At 49.7% G+C, this 13,896-nt stretch carries 16 protein-coding genes; 9 read left to right on the top strand and 7 right to left on the bottom strand.

Translation table 11 applies throughout. The features are described 5' to 3' along the window. The first annotated feature begins 33 nt into the window (after nucleotides 1-33). On the top strand, nucleotides 34-216 hold the full coding sequence (locus DUW71_RS12300; RefSeq protein WP_119395555.1) for a MerR family transcriptional regulator: 183 nt from the start codon (nucleotides 34-36) through the stop codon (nucleotides 214-216). A gap of 53 nt (nucleotides 217-269) precedes the next feature. On the opposite strand, the gene DUW71_RS12305 is transcribed toward DUW71_RS12300, so the two are convergent. Together DUW71_RS12305 and DUW71_RS12310 are read right to left on the bottom strand one after the other, a co-directional pair. Continuing rightward, nucleotides 270-1,802, bottom strand: a complete 1,533-nt coding sequence (locus DUW71_RS12305; RefSeq protein ID WP_119395556.1) for a sensor histidine kinase — start codon at nucleotides 1,800-1,802, stop codon at nucleotides 270-272. After that, the gene (locus tag DUW71_RS12310) at nucleotides 1,802-2,179 is read right to left on the bottom strand and encodes a PilZ domain-containing protein (RefSeq protein ID WP_119395557.1); all 378 of its coding nucleotides are present in this window, start codon (nucleotides 2,177-2,179) and stop codon (nucleotides 1,802-1,804) included. Before DUW71_RS12310 ends, DUW71_RS12305 begins: the two co-directional genes overlap by 1 nt. A gap of 160 nt (nucleotides 2,180-2,339) precedes the next feature. Here DUW71_RS12310 and DUW71_RS12315 point away from each other — a divergent pair, with 160 nt between their 5' ends. The 3 genes from DUW71_RS12315 to DUW71_RS12325 all read left to right on the top strand — a co-directional run bounded on the left by DUW71_RS12315 (nucleotide 2,340) and on the right by DUW71_RS12325 (nucleotide 3,978). Continuing rightward, entirely contained in the window at nucleotides 2,340-2,732 is a 393-nt protein-coding gene (locus DUW71_RS12315; protein ID WP_119395558.1) for an MAPEG family protein, read from the top strand. Nucleotides 2,733-2,807: 75 nt separating this feature from the next. Further along, nucleotides 2,808-3,167, top strand: a complete 360-nt coding sequence (locus DUW71_RS12320; RefSeq protein ID WP_119395559.1) for a DUF4870 domain-containing protein — start codon at nucleotides 2,808-2,810, stop codon at nucleotides 3,165-3,167. A gap of 112 nt (nucleotides 3,168-3,279) precedes the next feature. Next, a complete protein-coding gene (locus DUW71_RS12325) occupies nucleotides 3,280-3,978 on the top strand; it encodes a DUF3581 family protein (RefSeq protein ID WP_119395560.1) in 699 nt (232 codons plus the stop codon). Nucleotides 3,979-4,038: 60 nt separating this feature from the next. Here the strand turns inward: DUW71_RS12325 and nhaD are convergent, their stop codons facing one another. Beyond that, nucleotides 4,039-5,430 carry a sodium:proton antiporter NhaD gene (nhaD, locus tag DUW71_RS12330; RefSeq protein ID WP_119395561.1) on the bottom strand — a complete coding sequence of 464 codons (1,392 nt, stop codon included), beginning with the start codon at nucleotides 5,428-5,430 and terminating at the stop codon, nucleotides 4,039-4,041. 171 nt (nucleotides 5,431-5,601) lie between these two features. On the opposite strand from nhaD, the gene DUW71_RS12335 reads away from it, so the two are divergent. The 4 genes from DUW71_RS12335 to DUW71_RS12350 are packed head-to-tail and all read left to right on the top strand — an operon-like array spanning nucleotide 5,602 to nucleotide 9,464. Then, the gene (locus tag DUW71_RS12335) at nucleotides 5,602-6,966 is read left to right on the top strand and encodes a ribonuclease J (RefSeq protein WP_119395562.1); all 1,365 of its coding nucleotides are present in this window, start codon (nucleotides 5,602-5,604) and stop codon (nucleotides 6,964-6,966) included. A 9-nt stretch (nucleotides 6,967-6,975) separates the two neighbouring features. After that, the gene (gene pyrC / locus DUW71_RS12340) at nucleotides 6,976-8,007 is read left to right on the top strand and encodes a dihydroorotase (RefSeq protein ID WP_119395563.1); all 1,032 of its coding nucleotides are present in this window, start codon (nucleotides 6,976-6,978) and stop codon (nucleotides 8,005-8,007) included. A 12-nt stretch (nucleotides 8,008-8,019) separates the two neighbouring features. Further along, complete coding sequence (locus DUW71_RS12345; RefSeq protein ID WP_119395564.1) at nucleotides 8,020-8,712, top strand: hypothetical protein; 693 nt, start codon at nucleotides 8,020-8,022, stop codon at nucleotides 8,710-8,712. Beyond that, entirely contained in the window at nucleotides 8,712-9,464 is a 753-nt protein-coding gene (locus DUW71_RS12350) for a 1-acyl-sn-glycerol-3-phosphate acyltransferase (protein ID WP_119395565.1), read from the top strand. Before DUW71_RS12345 ends, DUW71_RS12350 begins: the two co-directional genes overlap by 1 nt. Here the strand turns inward: DUW71_RS12350 and DUW71_RS12355 are convergent. After that, nucleotides 9,461-10,369 (bottom strand): bile acid:sodium symporter family protein, encoded by a 909-nt coding sequence (locus DUW71_RS12355; protein WP_119395566.1) that lies wholly within the window; start codon nucleotides 10,367-10,369, stop codon nucleotides 9,461-9,463. The two genes, DUW71_RS12350 and DUW71_RS12355, sit on opposite strands and share 4 nt — an antisense overlap. A gap of 117 nt (nucleotides 10,370-10,486) precedes the next feature. On the opposite strand from DUW71_RS12355, the gene DUW71_RS12360 reads away from it, so the two are divergent. Beyond that, entirely contained in the window at nucleotides 10,487-11,152 is a 666-nt protein-coding gene (locus tag DUW71_RS12360; RefSeq protein WP_119395567.1) for a nitroreductase, read from the top strand. Nucleotides 11,153-11,179: 27 nt separating this feature from the next. Here DUW71_RS12360 and DUW71_RS12365 read toward each other — a convergent pair whose 3' ends face one another. From DUW71_RS12365 to DUW71_RS12375, 3 genes are read right to left on the bottom strand one after another with little or no spacing between them, the layout of a single operon-like run. After that, nucleotides 11,180-12,223: a thiolase family protein gene (locus DUW71_RS12365; protein WP_119395568.1), complete on the bottom strand. Its 1,044-nt coding sequence runs from the start codon at nucleotides 12,221-12,223 to the stop codon at nucleotides 11,180-11,182. After that, nucleotides 12,198-13,337: an AMP-binding protein gene (locus DUW71_RS12370; RefSeq protein WP_119395569.1), complete on the bottom strand. Its 1,140-nt coding sequence runs from the start codon at nucleotides 13,335-13,337 to the stop codon at nucleotides 12,198-12,200. The genes DUW71_RS12365 and DUW71_RS12370 overlap by 26 nt, the downstream gene beginning before the upstream one ends. Continuing rightward, nucleotides 13,330-13,890, bottom strand: a complete 561-nt coding sequence (locus DUW71_RS12375) for a biotin transporter BioY (RefSeq protein WP_233546126.1) — start codon at nucleotides 13,888-13,890, stop codon at nucleotides 13,330-13,332. Before DUW71_RS12375 ends, DUW71_RS12370 begins: the two co-directional genes overlap by 8 nt. Nucleotides 13,891-13,896: the final 6 nt, after the last annotated feature.

Below are 13,896 nucleotides of genomic sequence, written 5' to 3' on the forward strand. Positions count from 1 at the left end.
AAAAGTGTTTGTTCAGTTCCAAGGGGATTGCCAATGTCCACGATGAATGCCGCTGAAGTCGCCAAGCTAATGGGTGTAACTGAATCCAATGTGCGCCGCTGGGCAAAAGAGAAGTTGCTTCAACCCGTCGACCCAAAAGCAGGTATGTTGGAGTTCGATAAAGAGGCGGTAATGAAATATAAAGACCTACACGAGCGCCTCTATGGGCGCAAGTAATGTGCAACTGGCCAGCTTAGCTGGCCAACCTTCCCTGCCAACAAGGGTTGCCATTATCCTAGATTTGGCAGCGTGATGGTAAAAGTCGTGCCTTGCTCACTGGTATCAAAGCTTACGTTGCCGCCCATTAGCGTAGCTAGCTCGTATACCAGTGCCAAGCCAATGCCGACGCCCTCTGCTTTGCGACTTGCGCCAGTGTGGCCTTGGCGGAACCGTTCGAATAATATCGCCTGGGTGCCTGCATCAATCCCTTGACCCTCATCCTGAACACTGATGATTGCTTGTTCATCGGTCGATGTAAGGGTGATGTTTATGTGGCTATTTTCAGGTGAAAACTTAATCGCGTTAGATAGCAACTGGTGAATGATTTGCTGCACTCTGTCTGGGTCGCCATAAGCTAGCGCGCTCGTTTCAGATCGATCAAGGTTTAGGGTGATATTCTTGCTACTGGCTTCGTTTTGCATAAAGTTCATCACAAACGTCGCTAGTGGGTACAGATCAATGTTGCTTGAAGACAGGGTAAGTGTGCCTTTGCTCATTCTGTCTAGGTCTAACAGGTTGTTAATCAATAGCCCGAGGTGAGCTGTGTTGCGCCTAGCAATGTTGAGAAGATTAGCGCCCTGAGTGTCTAGGTTTTTGGCCAGTTGATGATCTAGTAATGCCAATGACCCCTGAATGGCGGTGATGGGGGTTTTAAGCTCATGGCTGACGATGGCCACAAACTCTCTTTGCACCAACTCGTTTTCACGTGCTAACTGTTGGGTGCGCAACGCACTTCGATATCGAGCGCTTGCTAGTAACAGCACCGCTACAGCGAATAATAAGGCCAAAGGATAGGAAGCTAAGCGAATTTGATTGCTGCGAACATGCTGGGTCGATGCAAACGCACTCAATGTCCAGTCTACCCCGGGGACTGCCAGCTTGCGGTGTGCTGACACATACAGGGTAGGTAGCTCTGGCTTGCCAAACAAAAGCTGCTGTTGGTCGTCGGTTAGTTGAACACTTGCCGAAACCTGATCAAGGTGTGCCAGTATCAGGTCGGCATCCATTACAATACTGGTAATCCCCCAGTAATCACCATCAATATAGATAGGCGAGCGATAAATAAAGCCTAGGCCACCTTGCACTAGGTTTATCGGCCCAACAAGTTTGGGGGTGCCTGAGTCGATGATGGCTTTGATCGCTGGCCATTGGTTGGCTAGATCGGGGTAGTAGATTCCTAAAGCAGCTTCATTCCCTGCAATTGGGTGGATGAGCTCAATACGATTGCCCGGTGCTACGCCAATATTAATTAGTTGCTCAGTTTCAATGAACATACCGGCTAGCCAGTTTTGCATCACCTCGTTGTCTAGCCTGCCGCCTTGGCTTTTGATGTAACTGTTTAGGCCGTTGCTCAGTGAAATAGCGCTATTGAGGTCTCGTTCAATTTTTGCACTCGCTGTATCTAGCCGTGCCGACAGGTTGTTTTCTATGCCAGAAATTTGCGCTTGGGTGCTTAAGTGTACCTGGCGTTCAATGGTCGCTATGCTAAGTAGAGCAATCATTATCGGTAATAGATAAACCTGCTGCCAGCGCTGCCAGGTCATTACTGATCTTCAGCTTGAATGTGGCTTAGGTGCTCAAGCTCTCGATGCAATAAGGATTCGTCGCCGATATTGAGCTCTACCATGCGCTTTAAGTAGGTAATGCTTTCTAGATCAATTTGTTGAATTTCGAAGCGCAAGTGACTGTCATCAAACGAGACCAGCATGGCATCCATTAGCAGTTGGATGTTGCTATCGGGAATGTTGACCGATATTTGGACTAATTCGCTGGGATCAACGGCGAAGTCCATCTCTGGTTTAGAAGTACAAATGCCATGCAGAGACATATCTATCACTTGGCATGTAACTGTCGTTTCATGGCAAGTAATAACAGCCGGTGCACGGTAAGCGACACGCGAAAATAGACGTCGTTCAGTCATCACAGAGTTCCTTAACTGTTTTCATTAACTGTAGTTGACAATCTAGTGATTGCCCAAGTCGTTGTAAGCATATAAAAGTGCTAGGTGCAGGCTAAGTCAGATGATCTATTAATCACCATTACAGCGTATTGAGGGCTATTAGAATCTAAGAGGTACACTCATGACGGTATTGATTGTTTGCTTGATGGTTGCGGCGTTTCTACCTTACCTAGCCAAGGTGCCGTTAATGAAGGCAATGGCGGCGCTAGGTGGATATGACAACAATCATCCAAGAGCTCAACAAACTGCACTGACAGGTTTTGGTGCGCGAGCGTTGGCCGGCCATCAAAATGCATTTGAATCGTTGGCTGTATTTGCACCGGCGGTCGTGGTTGCCATCGCAGTAGGGCAGGATTCAGCTCTGGTACAAGGGCTTGCGGTGGCTCATGTGGTGTTGCGAGTGATTTACCACGTTTTGTATCTGGCTAACCTCAGCACGGCTCGCTCACTTGTTTGGGTTGGTGCGATTCTAGTTCCCTTTGTCATGCTAGCTCTGTGTATACCCTTGATTTAGCGATTGAATCTAGTTGCCAAGATGGTCAGGCTCTGCGACATTAACGACTCTTAATGATCTTAGAAAGGAGCGGTTATGTCGCAACAAATTCGTCCTTGGGGCATGGATATGAATGCCTACTTGGTTTTAATGCACCTGAGCCAGTTTGCTGGTTTTGTTATTCCACTTGGTGGCTTTATTGTGCCAATCATTATGTGGATTGCTAACAAGAATGACTTTCCTGAAATTGACCAGCATGGCAAAAACATTGTCAACTGGATCATCTCAGCGACCATCTACTCAATTATCAGCGTGATTTTGATGGTTGTACTGATCGGTTTTCTAACACTTGCCATCGTAGGCCTATTGGGCGTCATTTTTGCCATTATCGGTGCGCTTAAAGCCAATCAAGGCGAGTATTGGTCATATCCGTTATCTATCAAGCTAATCAAGTAATCACCTGGCATTGTTTTGACCCATCGTTTGGTTGTGGGTCTTATTCCTAAAACCCCGTTAATCGCTCGCTAGTCGATTGGTAGACTGGTAGGCATTAATGGGGGATTCCTAAATGCATATTTCCAATTTTTACAGTGTCTCGCCAGCAGGTCTGCAGATTAGTCGTGAGCAGGGTAGTCAATTTGCCAAGTCTGTTGCCGGTGATTTTAATCCATTGCACGACGCCGATGCCAAGCGTTTTGTTGTGCCAGGTGATTTATTGTTTGCCATTCTACTGACTGAGTTTGGTGCCAATGAAAGCATGAAGTTTCAGTTTAGCGGCATGGTGAATGATGAGATGCAGCTGACTTTGCAGCGCGACACCGACCAAATGTCGGTGTTACATGGTGAGAAAGTGATGACCAGTGCCGCGATCGCTGGCCCATCTATTCAGTCAGCTGAGTTTATCAAGCAATTGATTCTGGCTTATGTCTCGTTTTCCGGCACTACGTACCCGCATATTTTAGTGCCAGTGATGCGCCAAGCTGGGGTAATGATTAACCCAGCTAGGCCAATGGTAATGTATCAGAGCATGGAAATTGAACTAAACGGTAGCGCCAGCGGCGAGATCAGCCTGCGCCCTAGCCAGCACCAGTTTGATGTAAATGGCAAACGCGGTGACATGTACCTGAACTTTGATATCTTGTCTGGCGATGAGGTCATCGGCCGCGGCTCAAAGCATATGCTGTTGAGTGGCTTGCGAGCGTATGACGAATCGGCTATTACAGCATTAACCGAAGAGTATGATGCGTCGAAAGCATCGTTCGCCTAAGCATCGATTGAACCAAAAAAGGGCTGCACTGCAGCCCTTTTTTGTCTTTGGATAGAATAATTATCCATTGATTAAAAAGTGAACAATAATGCTGGCACCATAACCCAATGCAATCACTGGGGTCCACTTTAGGTGGCTAAAAAAGGTGTATTGACCGCGGGCTTGACCCATCAGCGCAACCCCTGCGGCTGAACCAATTGACAATAAACTACCCCCAACACCGGCGGTCAGCGTAACCAATAGCCATTGCACATGATCCATATCCGGCTGCATGGTAAGCACGGCAAACATGACCGGAATGTTGTCGACAATGGCCGACATAATGCCAACTAACACATTGGCCGTTGTGGCCCCAAGTTGACCGTAGAAAAATTCTGAAGCCGCAGCCAGATAGCCAATAAATCCAAGGCCCCCTACGGCCATAATGACACCGTAGAAAAAGAATAAGGTATCCCATTCTGCTTTGGCGATTTTGTTAAAGATATCAAAACCTGCATGAGAGTCTGTCCCTGGCGGGTGTTCACTGCCAGAGTGCCAATGCTGGGCACGGCGGCGCAGCCAGTAACCAAACAATTTTAAATAAGCAAGGCCTAACATCATGCCGTAAACCGGTGGAATATGCAGGAAGTTGTGGAAGCTTACCGCGGTAATAATGGTCGCCAAGAACAAGAATACGATTGTATAACCACCAGGGCGCACAATCGTCGATGCTTGCTCTGAGTTGTTTGGCTTACCGGTTGGTATCGCGAAATGCATTACCGCAGCGGGTACCAAAAAGTTCACCACGGCTGGCACAAATAAGGCGAAAAAACCGCTAAACTCGATGATGCCTTTTTGCCATACCATTAATGTTGTGATGTCACCAAAGGGGCTAAATGCACCACCAGCATTGGCCGCTACGACAATATTGACACAGGCAGTGGCAACAAACTGAGGTTTGCCCTTGCCAACAGCCAATACCACGGCACACATGATCAAGGCAGTGGTTAGGTTATCGGCGACAGGTGATATGAAAAACGCCAACACACCCGTTAACCAGAATAATTGGCGGTAGCTAAATCCAGTTTTAACTAGCCAGTCGCGCAGGGCGTTGAACACATTACGCTCAATCAGAGCGTTAATGTAAGTCATGGCAACCAACAAGAAAAAGAACAGCTCAGCGTATTCAAGGAAGTTGTGGCGAATGGCGGCTTCAACGGTATGATTGTCGTCGCTGCCCAAATATGCAATGGCGATCAAAATCCAAATCAAGCCTGCAGCCAATAACACCGGCTTAGATTTACGCAGATGAATTTGCTCCTCAAAAATAACCAAACAATAAGCTAAGCCAAAAATAATTAATGCGCTTATGCCAACCCAGCTTGTCGTTAGGTCGGTTAATGCATGGCTCGTTTCACTAGCAAAACTAGGTGTGCTAGCAAACAGCAGTAACAAGGCGATCAGGCGTTTCATTGATTCTCCAAAAGATTACCAAATGGTTAGGTAGGCGCATTATCGGCAAATTTGTGGCGGCGTCAATTGCTAAAAGATTACATCTTCCTGTGTTGGTAATAGCCTGACTGATTCAGCACGTATCGATTAGATAATGTATGATCGTTGGCAAGGCTACATGAGAATGAATTGATGGAATTACACCCCGAACAGCTTTATTTTTTGCCGCTAGGCGGCACGGGTGAGATAGGGATGAATCTCAACCTGTATGGCTACAACAATCATTGGCTGATGGTTGATTGTGGTATCACATTTAGTAAATTGCCGGGCGAGCCCGATGTGCAAATGCCAGATCCTAGCTTTATTGCTTCACGGCGTGAGCAGCTCACCGGTATCGTCATTACCCATGCGCATGAAGACCACCTTGGCGCATTGCCTTATTTGTGGTCCATGTTGCAAGTACCTATTTATGCAACGCCATTTGCTGGGGCGGTCATCGAGCGCAAGATGGCAGAAGCCCTGTTACTCGACAAAATTGATTTGCGAATTGTTGATACCAGCCGCCCCTTGGTCCTCGGCGATTTTAGTTTGCAATGGGTAAACCTAACCCACTCAATCCCTGAGCCCTATGGTTTGCTCATTCAAACGCCGGCTGGCAACGTGTTTCACACGGCAGATTGGAAACTCGACCCAGACCCCGTTGTTGGCTGGCCTGTTGACCCAAAATGGTACAAAAACTTGCAAGGCGTGGATGCCATGGTGTGCGATTCAACTAATGCCAACCAAGCCGGCCACTCAATTAGTGAAGGAGCCCTATATGAGGGACTGTATGATCAGGTGGTTGGCTGCCAGGGCAGGGTAGTGGTGACCTGTTTTGCTAGCAACCTAGCCCGCTTGCACACCCTGCTTGGCGTCGCGCGCGACTGTCAGCGTGATGTTGTTCTGCTTGGTCGCTCATTGCAAACCATGGTGCGCTTAGCTAAGCGCCTCGACTATTGGCCGCAGGACTTGCCTAACTTTGTCCATCCTAACGAGATGGGCTATATCCCTGAGCGCCATTTAATGGTCATTGCCACCGGCAGCCAAGGCGAACCCAGAGCTGCGTTGGCGCGCATGGCTGCGGGCATGTTCCGTGAGTTTGATTTAACCAGCGGCGATAAAGTGATCTTTAGTTCGCGGGCAATCCCTGGCAATGAAGAAAGCATTGCGCGGGTACAAAACCAGCTGCGGGCATTAGGGGTGCAGGTCGTAGATGATGATAATGCCGGTAAACCAATTCATGCCTCAGGTCATCCAGCCAGTGATGAGCTTGAGTTAATGTATCAGTGGGTGCAGCCTCATTTGTTGGTACCAACGCACGGTGAAGTTCAGCATATGGCTGCCAATGCCAAAATCGCTAAAGCGGCGGGTGTGCAGCGCACGCTAACCGGTGTTAATGGCGACTTATTTATGCTTTGCCCACAAGTTGGCGTGCAAAGAAAAGCGGCGGTCGTGGGGCGATTAGGGTATGATAACGGGCGTTTGGCTGCTGTGTTGCCAGCCGATGACAACGCTTAGAGAGGTATTATGGAAACGCTTACGATAGTTCGCCCAGACGACTGGCATATTCACTTACGTGATGGGGATGTGCTGCGCAATACGGTCCCAGATGCAAGCCGCTACATGGGGCGCACCATTGTGATGCCCAACCTGGTACCACCAGTGGTGAATGCCAGCGATGCGCAGGCGTATTACGAGAGAATTATGGCAGCGAATCCAAGACCCGGGTTTGTGCCGTTAATGACCCTTTATCTGACCGAAAAAACCACGCCCGACGACATTAGAGCAGCCAAAGCAGCAGGGCTGGTGAAGGCGTGCAAATTGTACCCGGCAGGGGCCACCACCAATAGTGAATCTGGTGTGCGCGATGTAAAGAAAATTTATCACGTACTCGAGGCAATGCAGGAAGAAGGCCTGCTGCTTCTGGTACACGGGGAAGTGACCGACGCTGAGATTGATATTTTTGACCGCGAAAAAGCCTTCCTAGATAAGTTCCTCGCCGATGTGGTGAAGACCTTCCCGAATCTTAAAATTGTGCTCGAGCACATTACCACGAAAGATTCAGTTGATTTTGTCAATGCCCAAGCCAACAATCTAGCGGCTACCATTACTGCGCATCACTTGCTGTATAACCGTAACCATATGCTCGCCGGTGGCATTCGCCCACACTACTACTGCTTACCAATTCTCAAGCGTAACCTGCACCAACAAGCCTTAGTTGCTGCGGCAACGTCTGGCAGTGAGCGCTTCTTCCTCGGAACAGATTCAGCGCCGCATGCTAAAGGCAAAAAAGAAACTAGCTGTGGTTGTGCTGGGGCTTATACCGCCCATGCAGCCATCGAGCTGTATGCCGAAGTGTTTGAACAAGCCAATGCACTTGACAAGTTGGAAGGGTTTGCCTCGTTGCACGGACCAGATTTTTATGGATTGCCGCGCAACTCTGATACCATCACGCTAGTGAAAAAACCATGGCCCGTCGCGGCTGAGCTGCCATTTGGCAGTGAAGTGGTGGTGCCAATTAAAGCCGGTGAGGACATTCACTGGCAAGTAGAACAATAAAAGGAAAAAAGTATGGTCTGGGCGTTGCTGATCGTTGCGGGTCTGTTGTTGTTATGGTTAGTCCTTCGGCTGGAGCGCAAACATCGCTATCAGCGTAAATGGCAGCGCTATGCGCGCCAAAATGGCATGCAGTACTACCCGAAAGCTCCAGCGGCTTTGATTCGCGCCCTTGGCCGCTTTAACCTGCTGCGCCATGCAAAACCTGAGCACTTAACCCATTTGTTATCGCTCGACCAGTACCCATATCGGGTAACGGTCATGCAGCACAAACAACTGCTAAGACTAGGCACAACCCGCACACCGCATGCCCAAACCATCTTTTATTTTGATACTGGTCGCGCCCTGCTGCCGGATTTTGAGCTGCGCCCCGAGTACGCCATTACCCGTCCAGGTAAGCCGTTGAAAGCCTATGATATGCCGCTCGCCGATGCCTCGGCATTCTCACGCTTATTTCGGTTAATGTCGCGCTCGCCAAAGGCGGTTCAGCCCTTGTTTTCCGATGAATTAAAGCAGTTCTTTCAGAATCATCGTACCTACTGTATTGCCGTTGAAGGCAGTAAAGTCATCATCTACGAGCCAGGCATCGAGATCTCTGACAAGGCGCTGCCAAATAAGCTTCGCAAAGCAGAAAATATTCTGACAACAATGACCTCTGCCGCGCTGCGCCAGAGCTACGCACGGCGCCAACAAAAACGGGCAAGTTAATGCTAGAAAATTGGCCATCATGGCTGCGCCGCAGCGTGTTTACCCTAACTGGTGTTGCCTGGGCAAATAAATACGCCTGGCAATGCCAGAACAAAACAAACAGTCAGCATGAAATGCTCAAAACATTGTTTACCGACAGAAAGGTTAAATTGAACGTTGTTGGTGAAGAACAACTTTCTGGTTTGGATGCTTGTATTATTGCCGGAAATCATCCGCACGGTTTGTGGGATGGCATTGCACTGGCAGTGCTTGCTAGTCGATCAGGGCACAAAACCAAGGTGGTTGCGCGCGATTTTTTAAACGTGTTTGAGCCACTTAGGCAAACATTCTTAACGGTAACACTGAACAATAATCGGCAAATTAAATCTCGCAAATCACCCATCGCGCCAGCTCAGCAGGTACTGGCTAACGGAGGGCGCGTGGTCATTACGCCAGCTGGGGGGCTGAGTATCGCTTCACCATTTTGGTCGCAAGCCGTCGACCCGCAGTGGCGCACTGGTGTCGTGCGAATGATGCAAGCAAGTGGGCAACCCGTCGTGCTGGTGCATATCGACGCCGGTCACTCACCCATGCGACAACTGTTGCACCGCATCCACCCTATTGTGCGGTCTTTGGCGCAGTTATTAATGTTCCGTTGGCAGCGCACCAAACCACTCACGCTCACCGTTGTGGATGTGATCCAGCCAGAAGACTTACCTTATCCAGATATGCAGTCGAATGCTATCTGGTTACAGCAAAAGCTATCAGGCTAGTTAGGCTGAACCAGTGGTGGGCGTTTGCCCCAAATCCAAGCCAAAGTCAGCCCACTGACAAGATGCCATACACCCCAAAAGGCAGCAATGAGCATCATGCCACCAACGGTTGGGTAGAACGTGAAGAGCAGAATGAGTGCCAACCCAGAGTTCTGAATGCCCACTTCTAAAGTGATGGCGCGGCGTTCACTGGCTGGCAGGCGCGCCAGCCAGCCGGCACTCCAACCAATAGTAATCGCCAAAAGATTATGGCCAATTACCAAAGCGGCAAACTTAGGTGCGTGCTCGATGAATAAACTACCGTTATTGCCAAAAGCAATGGCCACAAAACCCAAGAAAATCACCAACGACACAGTGCGCATGATCTTCTCTAGTTTGCTGGCGATATCGGCTCGGTAATGCGCAAACAGCATGCCCAGTAATAAGGGTGCACCAAGCACCAAGGCAACCAAAGTCGCCATTTGCAAAGGTGATACGGCAATGTTGGCAACCAGCTCACGAGTATCGGCAGACAAACTCGCGTAAAAAGCAAAGTTAAGCGGGGTCATTACCATGGCAGCAGCCGATGATATGGCCGTCATACTGACCGAAGTTGCCAAACTGCCACGACTTAACCAGGTCATAATGTTAGAAAAACTACCCCCCGGGCAGGCTGCAACAAGGATCATACCTAGCGCCAGTGACGGAGAAATGTTTAATGGCTGAATAAGCAGCCAAGTAAGCGCCGGTAACAAAACAAACTGACAGAACAAGCCAATCAGCGGCGCTTTTGGTGCGAGCAACACATATTTAAAATCTTTTGGTTTAATCGACAGTGCAGCGCCAAACATCATGAAGGCAAGCAGTGCATTCAATAACAATAGACTTTCTGGATTAAACTGTATTTGCACTTGATCTAGAGCCATAACCTTCACTTATGTACGCTTACGGATATATCTTACCGTAAAAATCGATCACTGTGTGATATCTGCCAATGCTAATGTTTGGTAGGCTTACGCTGTTTAACCACTTTTAGGCTAGTTATGATAAGTGTGTCGCAAGCGTTAAATCGTCGCCGTTCCATTCGAAGCTTCACTGATCAACCTGTCGCCCGAGCAACCATTGAACAGATATTAGCCACCGCGCGCTTGGCCCCCTCTGGTGGCAATATTCAGCCAGGTTTTTGCCATGTGCTCAGTGATACCGCTTTATCAAGTTTAGTTGAACGCCTACAAGTTGCCGCACGCCAGCAGGATTTTCAGCCAACTTATCAATATTACCCCGAGCCATTAAGCGCGCCCTATAAAAAACGCGTGATGGGGGCGGCCAAGGCGCTATATGCTTCACTGGCGATAGACCGGCTAGATAAACACCAGCGCTTAGCACAACAGTTGCGCAACTATGCCTTTCATGGCGCCCCAGTTGGCATAATTGTCACCATAGACAAACAACTAGCAGCGGGTAGCTGGGTGGACTTAGGTGCCTTTATTCAAAGTATTATGCTGCTGGCAACCGAACAGGGCTTGGCAACCTGTGCCATTGGTGCGCTAGCGCCACTGGACCATGTGATCAAACAGCAGCTAGCACTGCCGGATAATCAGCAAACATTTTGTGGCATTGCGCTGGGGTATGCCAGTGACCACCCGGTCAATTCAACAGCAACAAGCCGTATCGCCCTCAGTGAGTTTAGCCAGTTTTATAGCGATTAAACCTGGAAAGCTACCCTAAATGGAGCCTCAACATATTTCTAGTAACAAGGCACTGGCCAAGCCACCACCGGCGGCGATGGTGCAAACGGTTAAATCGCCTGGCTGACCGATTCGACAAGCTTCTACCGCTAATACCGTACCCGATGCTGCAATGGCATGGCCTCTGGCCAGTGCACCACCACGTTCGTTTACCCGACTCGGGTCAATTCCTAAGTCGGCGATGGTCACCATAGCCTGCACAGCATAGGCTTCCATTATTTGCCAATGGTCGATTTGCTGTACCCTAAGTCCCTGCTTGGCGAGCAGCTGCTTAACACATTCTATCGGCACCAAGGCCGGTTGCTTAGCGCTGCCTGTTGCTTGCTGGCTAGCAATGACTTTGGCCAATGGCTTGCTGTTGGTGCGCTGTAAATAGCGTTCACTGGCTAGGGCGACGATGGCTGCACCATCGGCTTCTAGAGCAATACTTGCCGATGTGAGGCCATAATCATTATCGCCGACAATCACAGGTAGGCGCGCCAATAACCTATCGGTCAAGGTGCGCTGAGCAGGGTCTGGGTGCTTAGCAGCTTTGTTATGAGACTGCTTGGCAAACTCATGTTGGGCTTGGCGAGTAATGCCTCGTGCGTTGGCTAAGGCTGCCGCCGCCTCGCTCATGTCAACGTCGTCATTGGGCGAAAAAGCAGGGCGCAGGTAAGCTTGATAGTCGCCATTCTGGGTTCGCGCCAGGCGTTTTGGCCGCTGTGAGTAAGACTCAACACCACCAGCGAAGACTAAATCAGCTTGCCCAGCATTAATGGTGGCAATCGCTTGAATCATGCTATCCAAGCCACTGCAGCACTGCGTGTCGATGGTACTGCTGGGAACACATAGGCCTGCATCCAGCGCGCAATATCTGGCTGGGTTGCCGCCCGCTCCTAGGGCATTGCCGAGGATTATTTGCTCGGGTCGCCCAAGTGCAGCCAGTGACTGCAGCAGTGGGCGCGTTAGGTCGGCTAGGCTTGCCTGTTTGTGCAGACCGTTAGCTGGCGCTATTAGGCTGCGCTCAGCGCCGATTAGATAACAGCTCACGGACAGCTCCTAAGTCGATTTTACCAGCTCGATTGTGCGGCAGAGCGGGCAATTGTCGCAAGGTTTTTGGCACACGCGTTTTACCCAGTCGCCGAGCTAACTCGGTTTTAAGCCAGTCAATATCCATTTGGCTGTCTGCGATGAAAGCACCCGCGAGTTTTTCGCCACGCAGCGGACAGGGCAAGCCGACAATCACGGCATCACGAATACCTGCAAGACTTCTCAGCTCGCGTTCTACCTCTTCTGGATAAATGTTTAGCCCAGCTGTATTAATCATGCGCTGATGGCGGCCGTTGACAAACAAATACCCTTGCTCATCTAGATAGCCAACATCATCAACGGTGACCCATTCGCTTGCTGGTAGGTGCTCAGGCAATAGGTAGCCAGAGAATGTCATCGGGCTGCGTACCCAAATGCGTTGCTGGTCATCAAACTTTATATCAACGCCGATCGCCGCTGGTTTACCAACACTGCCGGGTGGCGTTTGGCGGTCGCTAATGGCAATAAAACTGGTTTCTGAGGCACCATAAAACTGGCAAATGTCGGCAGAAGGAAAATGTGCCTTAGCGAGGGTGACATCATCGGCTAACAAAGCGGCACCACTGACCCAAATCTTTTTTACATTCGTGTAAGTTGCATGGCGCTGACAAAGTGCTCGCAGTTGAGCTGGTGTGGTGAATACCCAGTCACAGTTGCCAAGCGCTGGCTGCAGCAAGGATAAGCTAAAGTGATCCATGCTAGTAAAATGACAGCCATAATGACAGGCATAAACGCCAGCAAACAAATGCAGCGAGTGTGATAAATCACCCGTGGTGACAATGGTTTGTGGCGCTTTTCCCAGTGCAGCAAAACTCGCTAGCCAGCTTTGATGGTTGCGATAAAACGCTTTTGGTTCCCCGGTTGAGCCCGAGGTGAACCCCACATAAAAGGTATCGGCGGGCAAAGCACTCGTATCGGGAATGACCCGCCTACTTTGTGGCCAGTCACTAGGAAAGATAACGGCTGGCCGACCCGCTGCCAAGCGCTTAAAAAAAGCCTGCAGCAGCGGCGCCATGCCAGGCTGGCCGTTGTGGACACAGCGCGTCTTGGCATGGCAACGAATGCGCTCAAGCACGGTTGAACTGTTCCGGTAAACCACGGGCAATCGCCGCCACAATAATGGTGGTCAGTACAGCTTTGATTAGGTCACCCGGAATAAACGGCGCCATAAATAGGGTTGCCGCTAAGGGCTCCATGCCAGTGTTGAGAATCATGCCTGGGATGCCAATGGCGTATAACACAACAATGCCGCCTAGCACCGATGCTAAAAATGTCGCGAATTGATTGGCTAACCCAGAGAATTTTTCATAAAACCAGCCAGTGGCAAAGGCTGCGATAGGGTAGCCAATAATAAAGCCTGCTGAACCACCTGCTAATAAACCTAATCCGCCACGACCGCCGGCCAATAGCGGCAAACCAGCCAGCATCAGCAAGGTGAACACCAAGATGGCAAAAAAGCCATTGCGTTTACCAATGATTATGCCTGCCAGCATCACCCCCATCGACTGTGCCGTGATGGGAAGCGTGGCGGTAATATCGATTTTTGGTATCAGGCCTAACGCCGCCATAATGGCAGCAAACAGAGCAATTTGAACGATGTCCAGCGTTTTAAACTGTAAAGCCTTCATAAGGAT

It is taken from the genome of Salinibius halmophilus, assembly GCF_003577475.1.
Classification (GTDB): domain Bacteria; phylum Pseudomonadota; class Gammaproteobacteria; order Pseudomonadales; family Natronospirillaceae; genus Salinibius; species Salinibius halmophilus.

Coding starts and splice junctions, on each gene's coding strand:
- DUW71_RS12300 (WP_119395555.1), top strand. CDS start 34: ATGTCCACGATGAATGCCGCTGAAGTCGCCAAGCTAATGGGTGTAACT.
- DUW71_RS12305 (WP_119395556.1), bottom strand. CDS start 1,802: ATGACCTGGCAGCGCTGGCAGCAGGTTTATCTATTACCGATAATGATT.
- DUW71_RS12310 (WP_119395557.1), bottom strand. CDS start 2,179: ATGACTGAACGACGTCTATTTTCGCGTGTCGCTTACCGTGCACCGGCT.
- DUW71_RS12315 (WP_119395558.1), top strand. CDS start 2,340: ATGACGGTATTGATTGTTTGCTTGATGGTTGCGGCGTTTCTACCTTAC.
- DUW71_RS12320 (WP_119395559.1), top strand. CDS start 2,808: ATGTCGCAACAAATTCGTCCTTGGGGCATGGATATGAATGCCTACTTG.
- DUW71_RS12325 (WP_119395560.1), top strand. CDS start 3,280: ATGCATATTTCCAATTTTTACAGTGTCTCGCCAGCAGGTCTGCAGATT.
- nhaD (WP_119395561.1), bottom strand. CDS start 5,430: ATGAAACGCCTGATCGCCTTGTTACTGCTGTTTGCTAGCACACCTAGT.
- DUW71_RS12335 (WP_119395562.1), top strand. CDS start 5,602: ATGGAATTACACCCCGAACAGCTTTATTTTTTGCCGCTAGGCGGCACG.
- pyrC (WP_119395563.1), top strand. CDS start 6,976: ATGGAAACGCTTACGATAGTTCGCCCAGACGACTGGCATATTCACTTA.
- DUW71_RS12345 (WP_119395564.1), top strand. CDS start 8,020: ATGGTCTGGGCGTTGCTGATCGTTGCGGGTCTGTTGTTGTTATGGTTA.
- DUW71_RS12350 (WP_119395565.1), top strand. CDS start 8,712: ATGCTAGAAAATTGGCCATCATGGCTGCGCCGCAGCGTGTTTACCCTA.
- DUW71_RS12355 (WP_119395566.1), bottom strand. CDS start 10,369: ATGGCTCTAGATCAAGTGCAAATACAGTTTAATCCAGAAAGTCTATTG.
- DUW71_RS12360 (WP_119395567.1), top strand. CDS start 10,487: ATGATAAGTGTGTCGCAAGCGTTAAATCGTCGCCGTTCCATTCGAAGC.
- DUW71_RS12375 (WP_233546126.1), bottom strand. CDS start 13,890: ATGAAGGCTTTACAGTTTAAAACGCTGGACATCGTTCAAATTGCTCTG.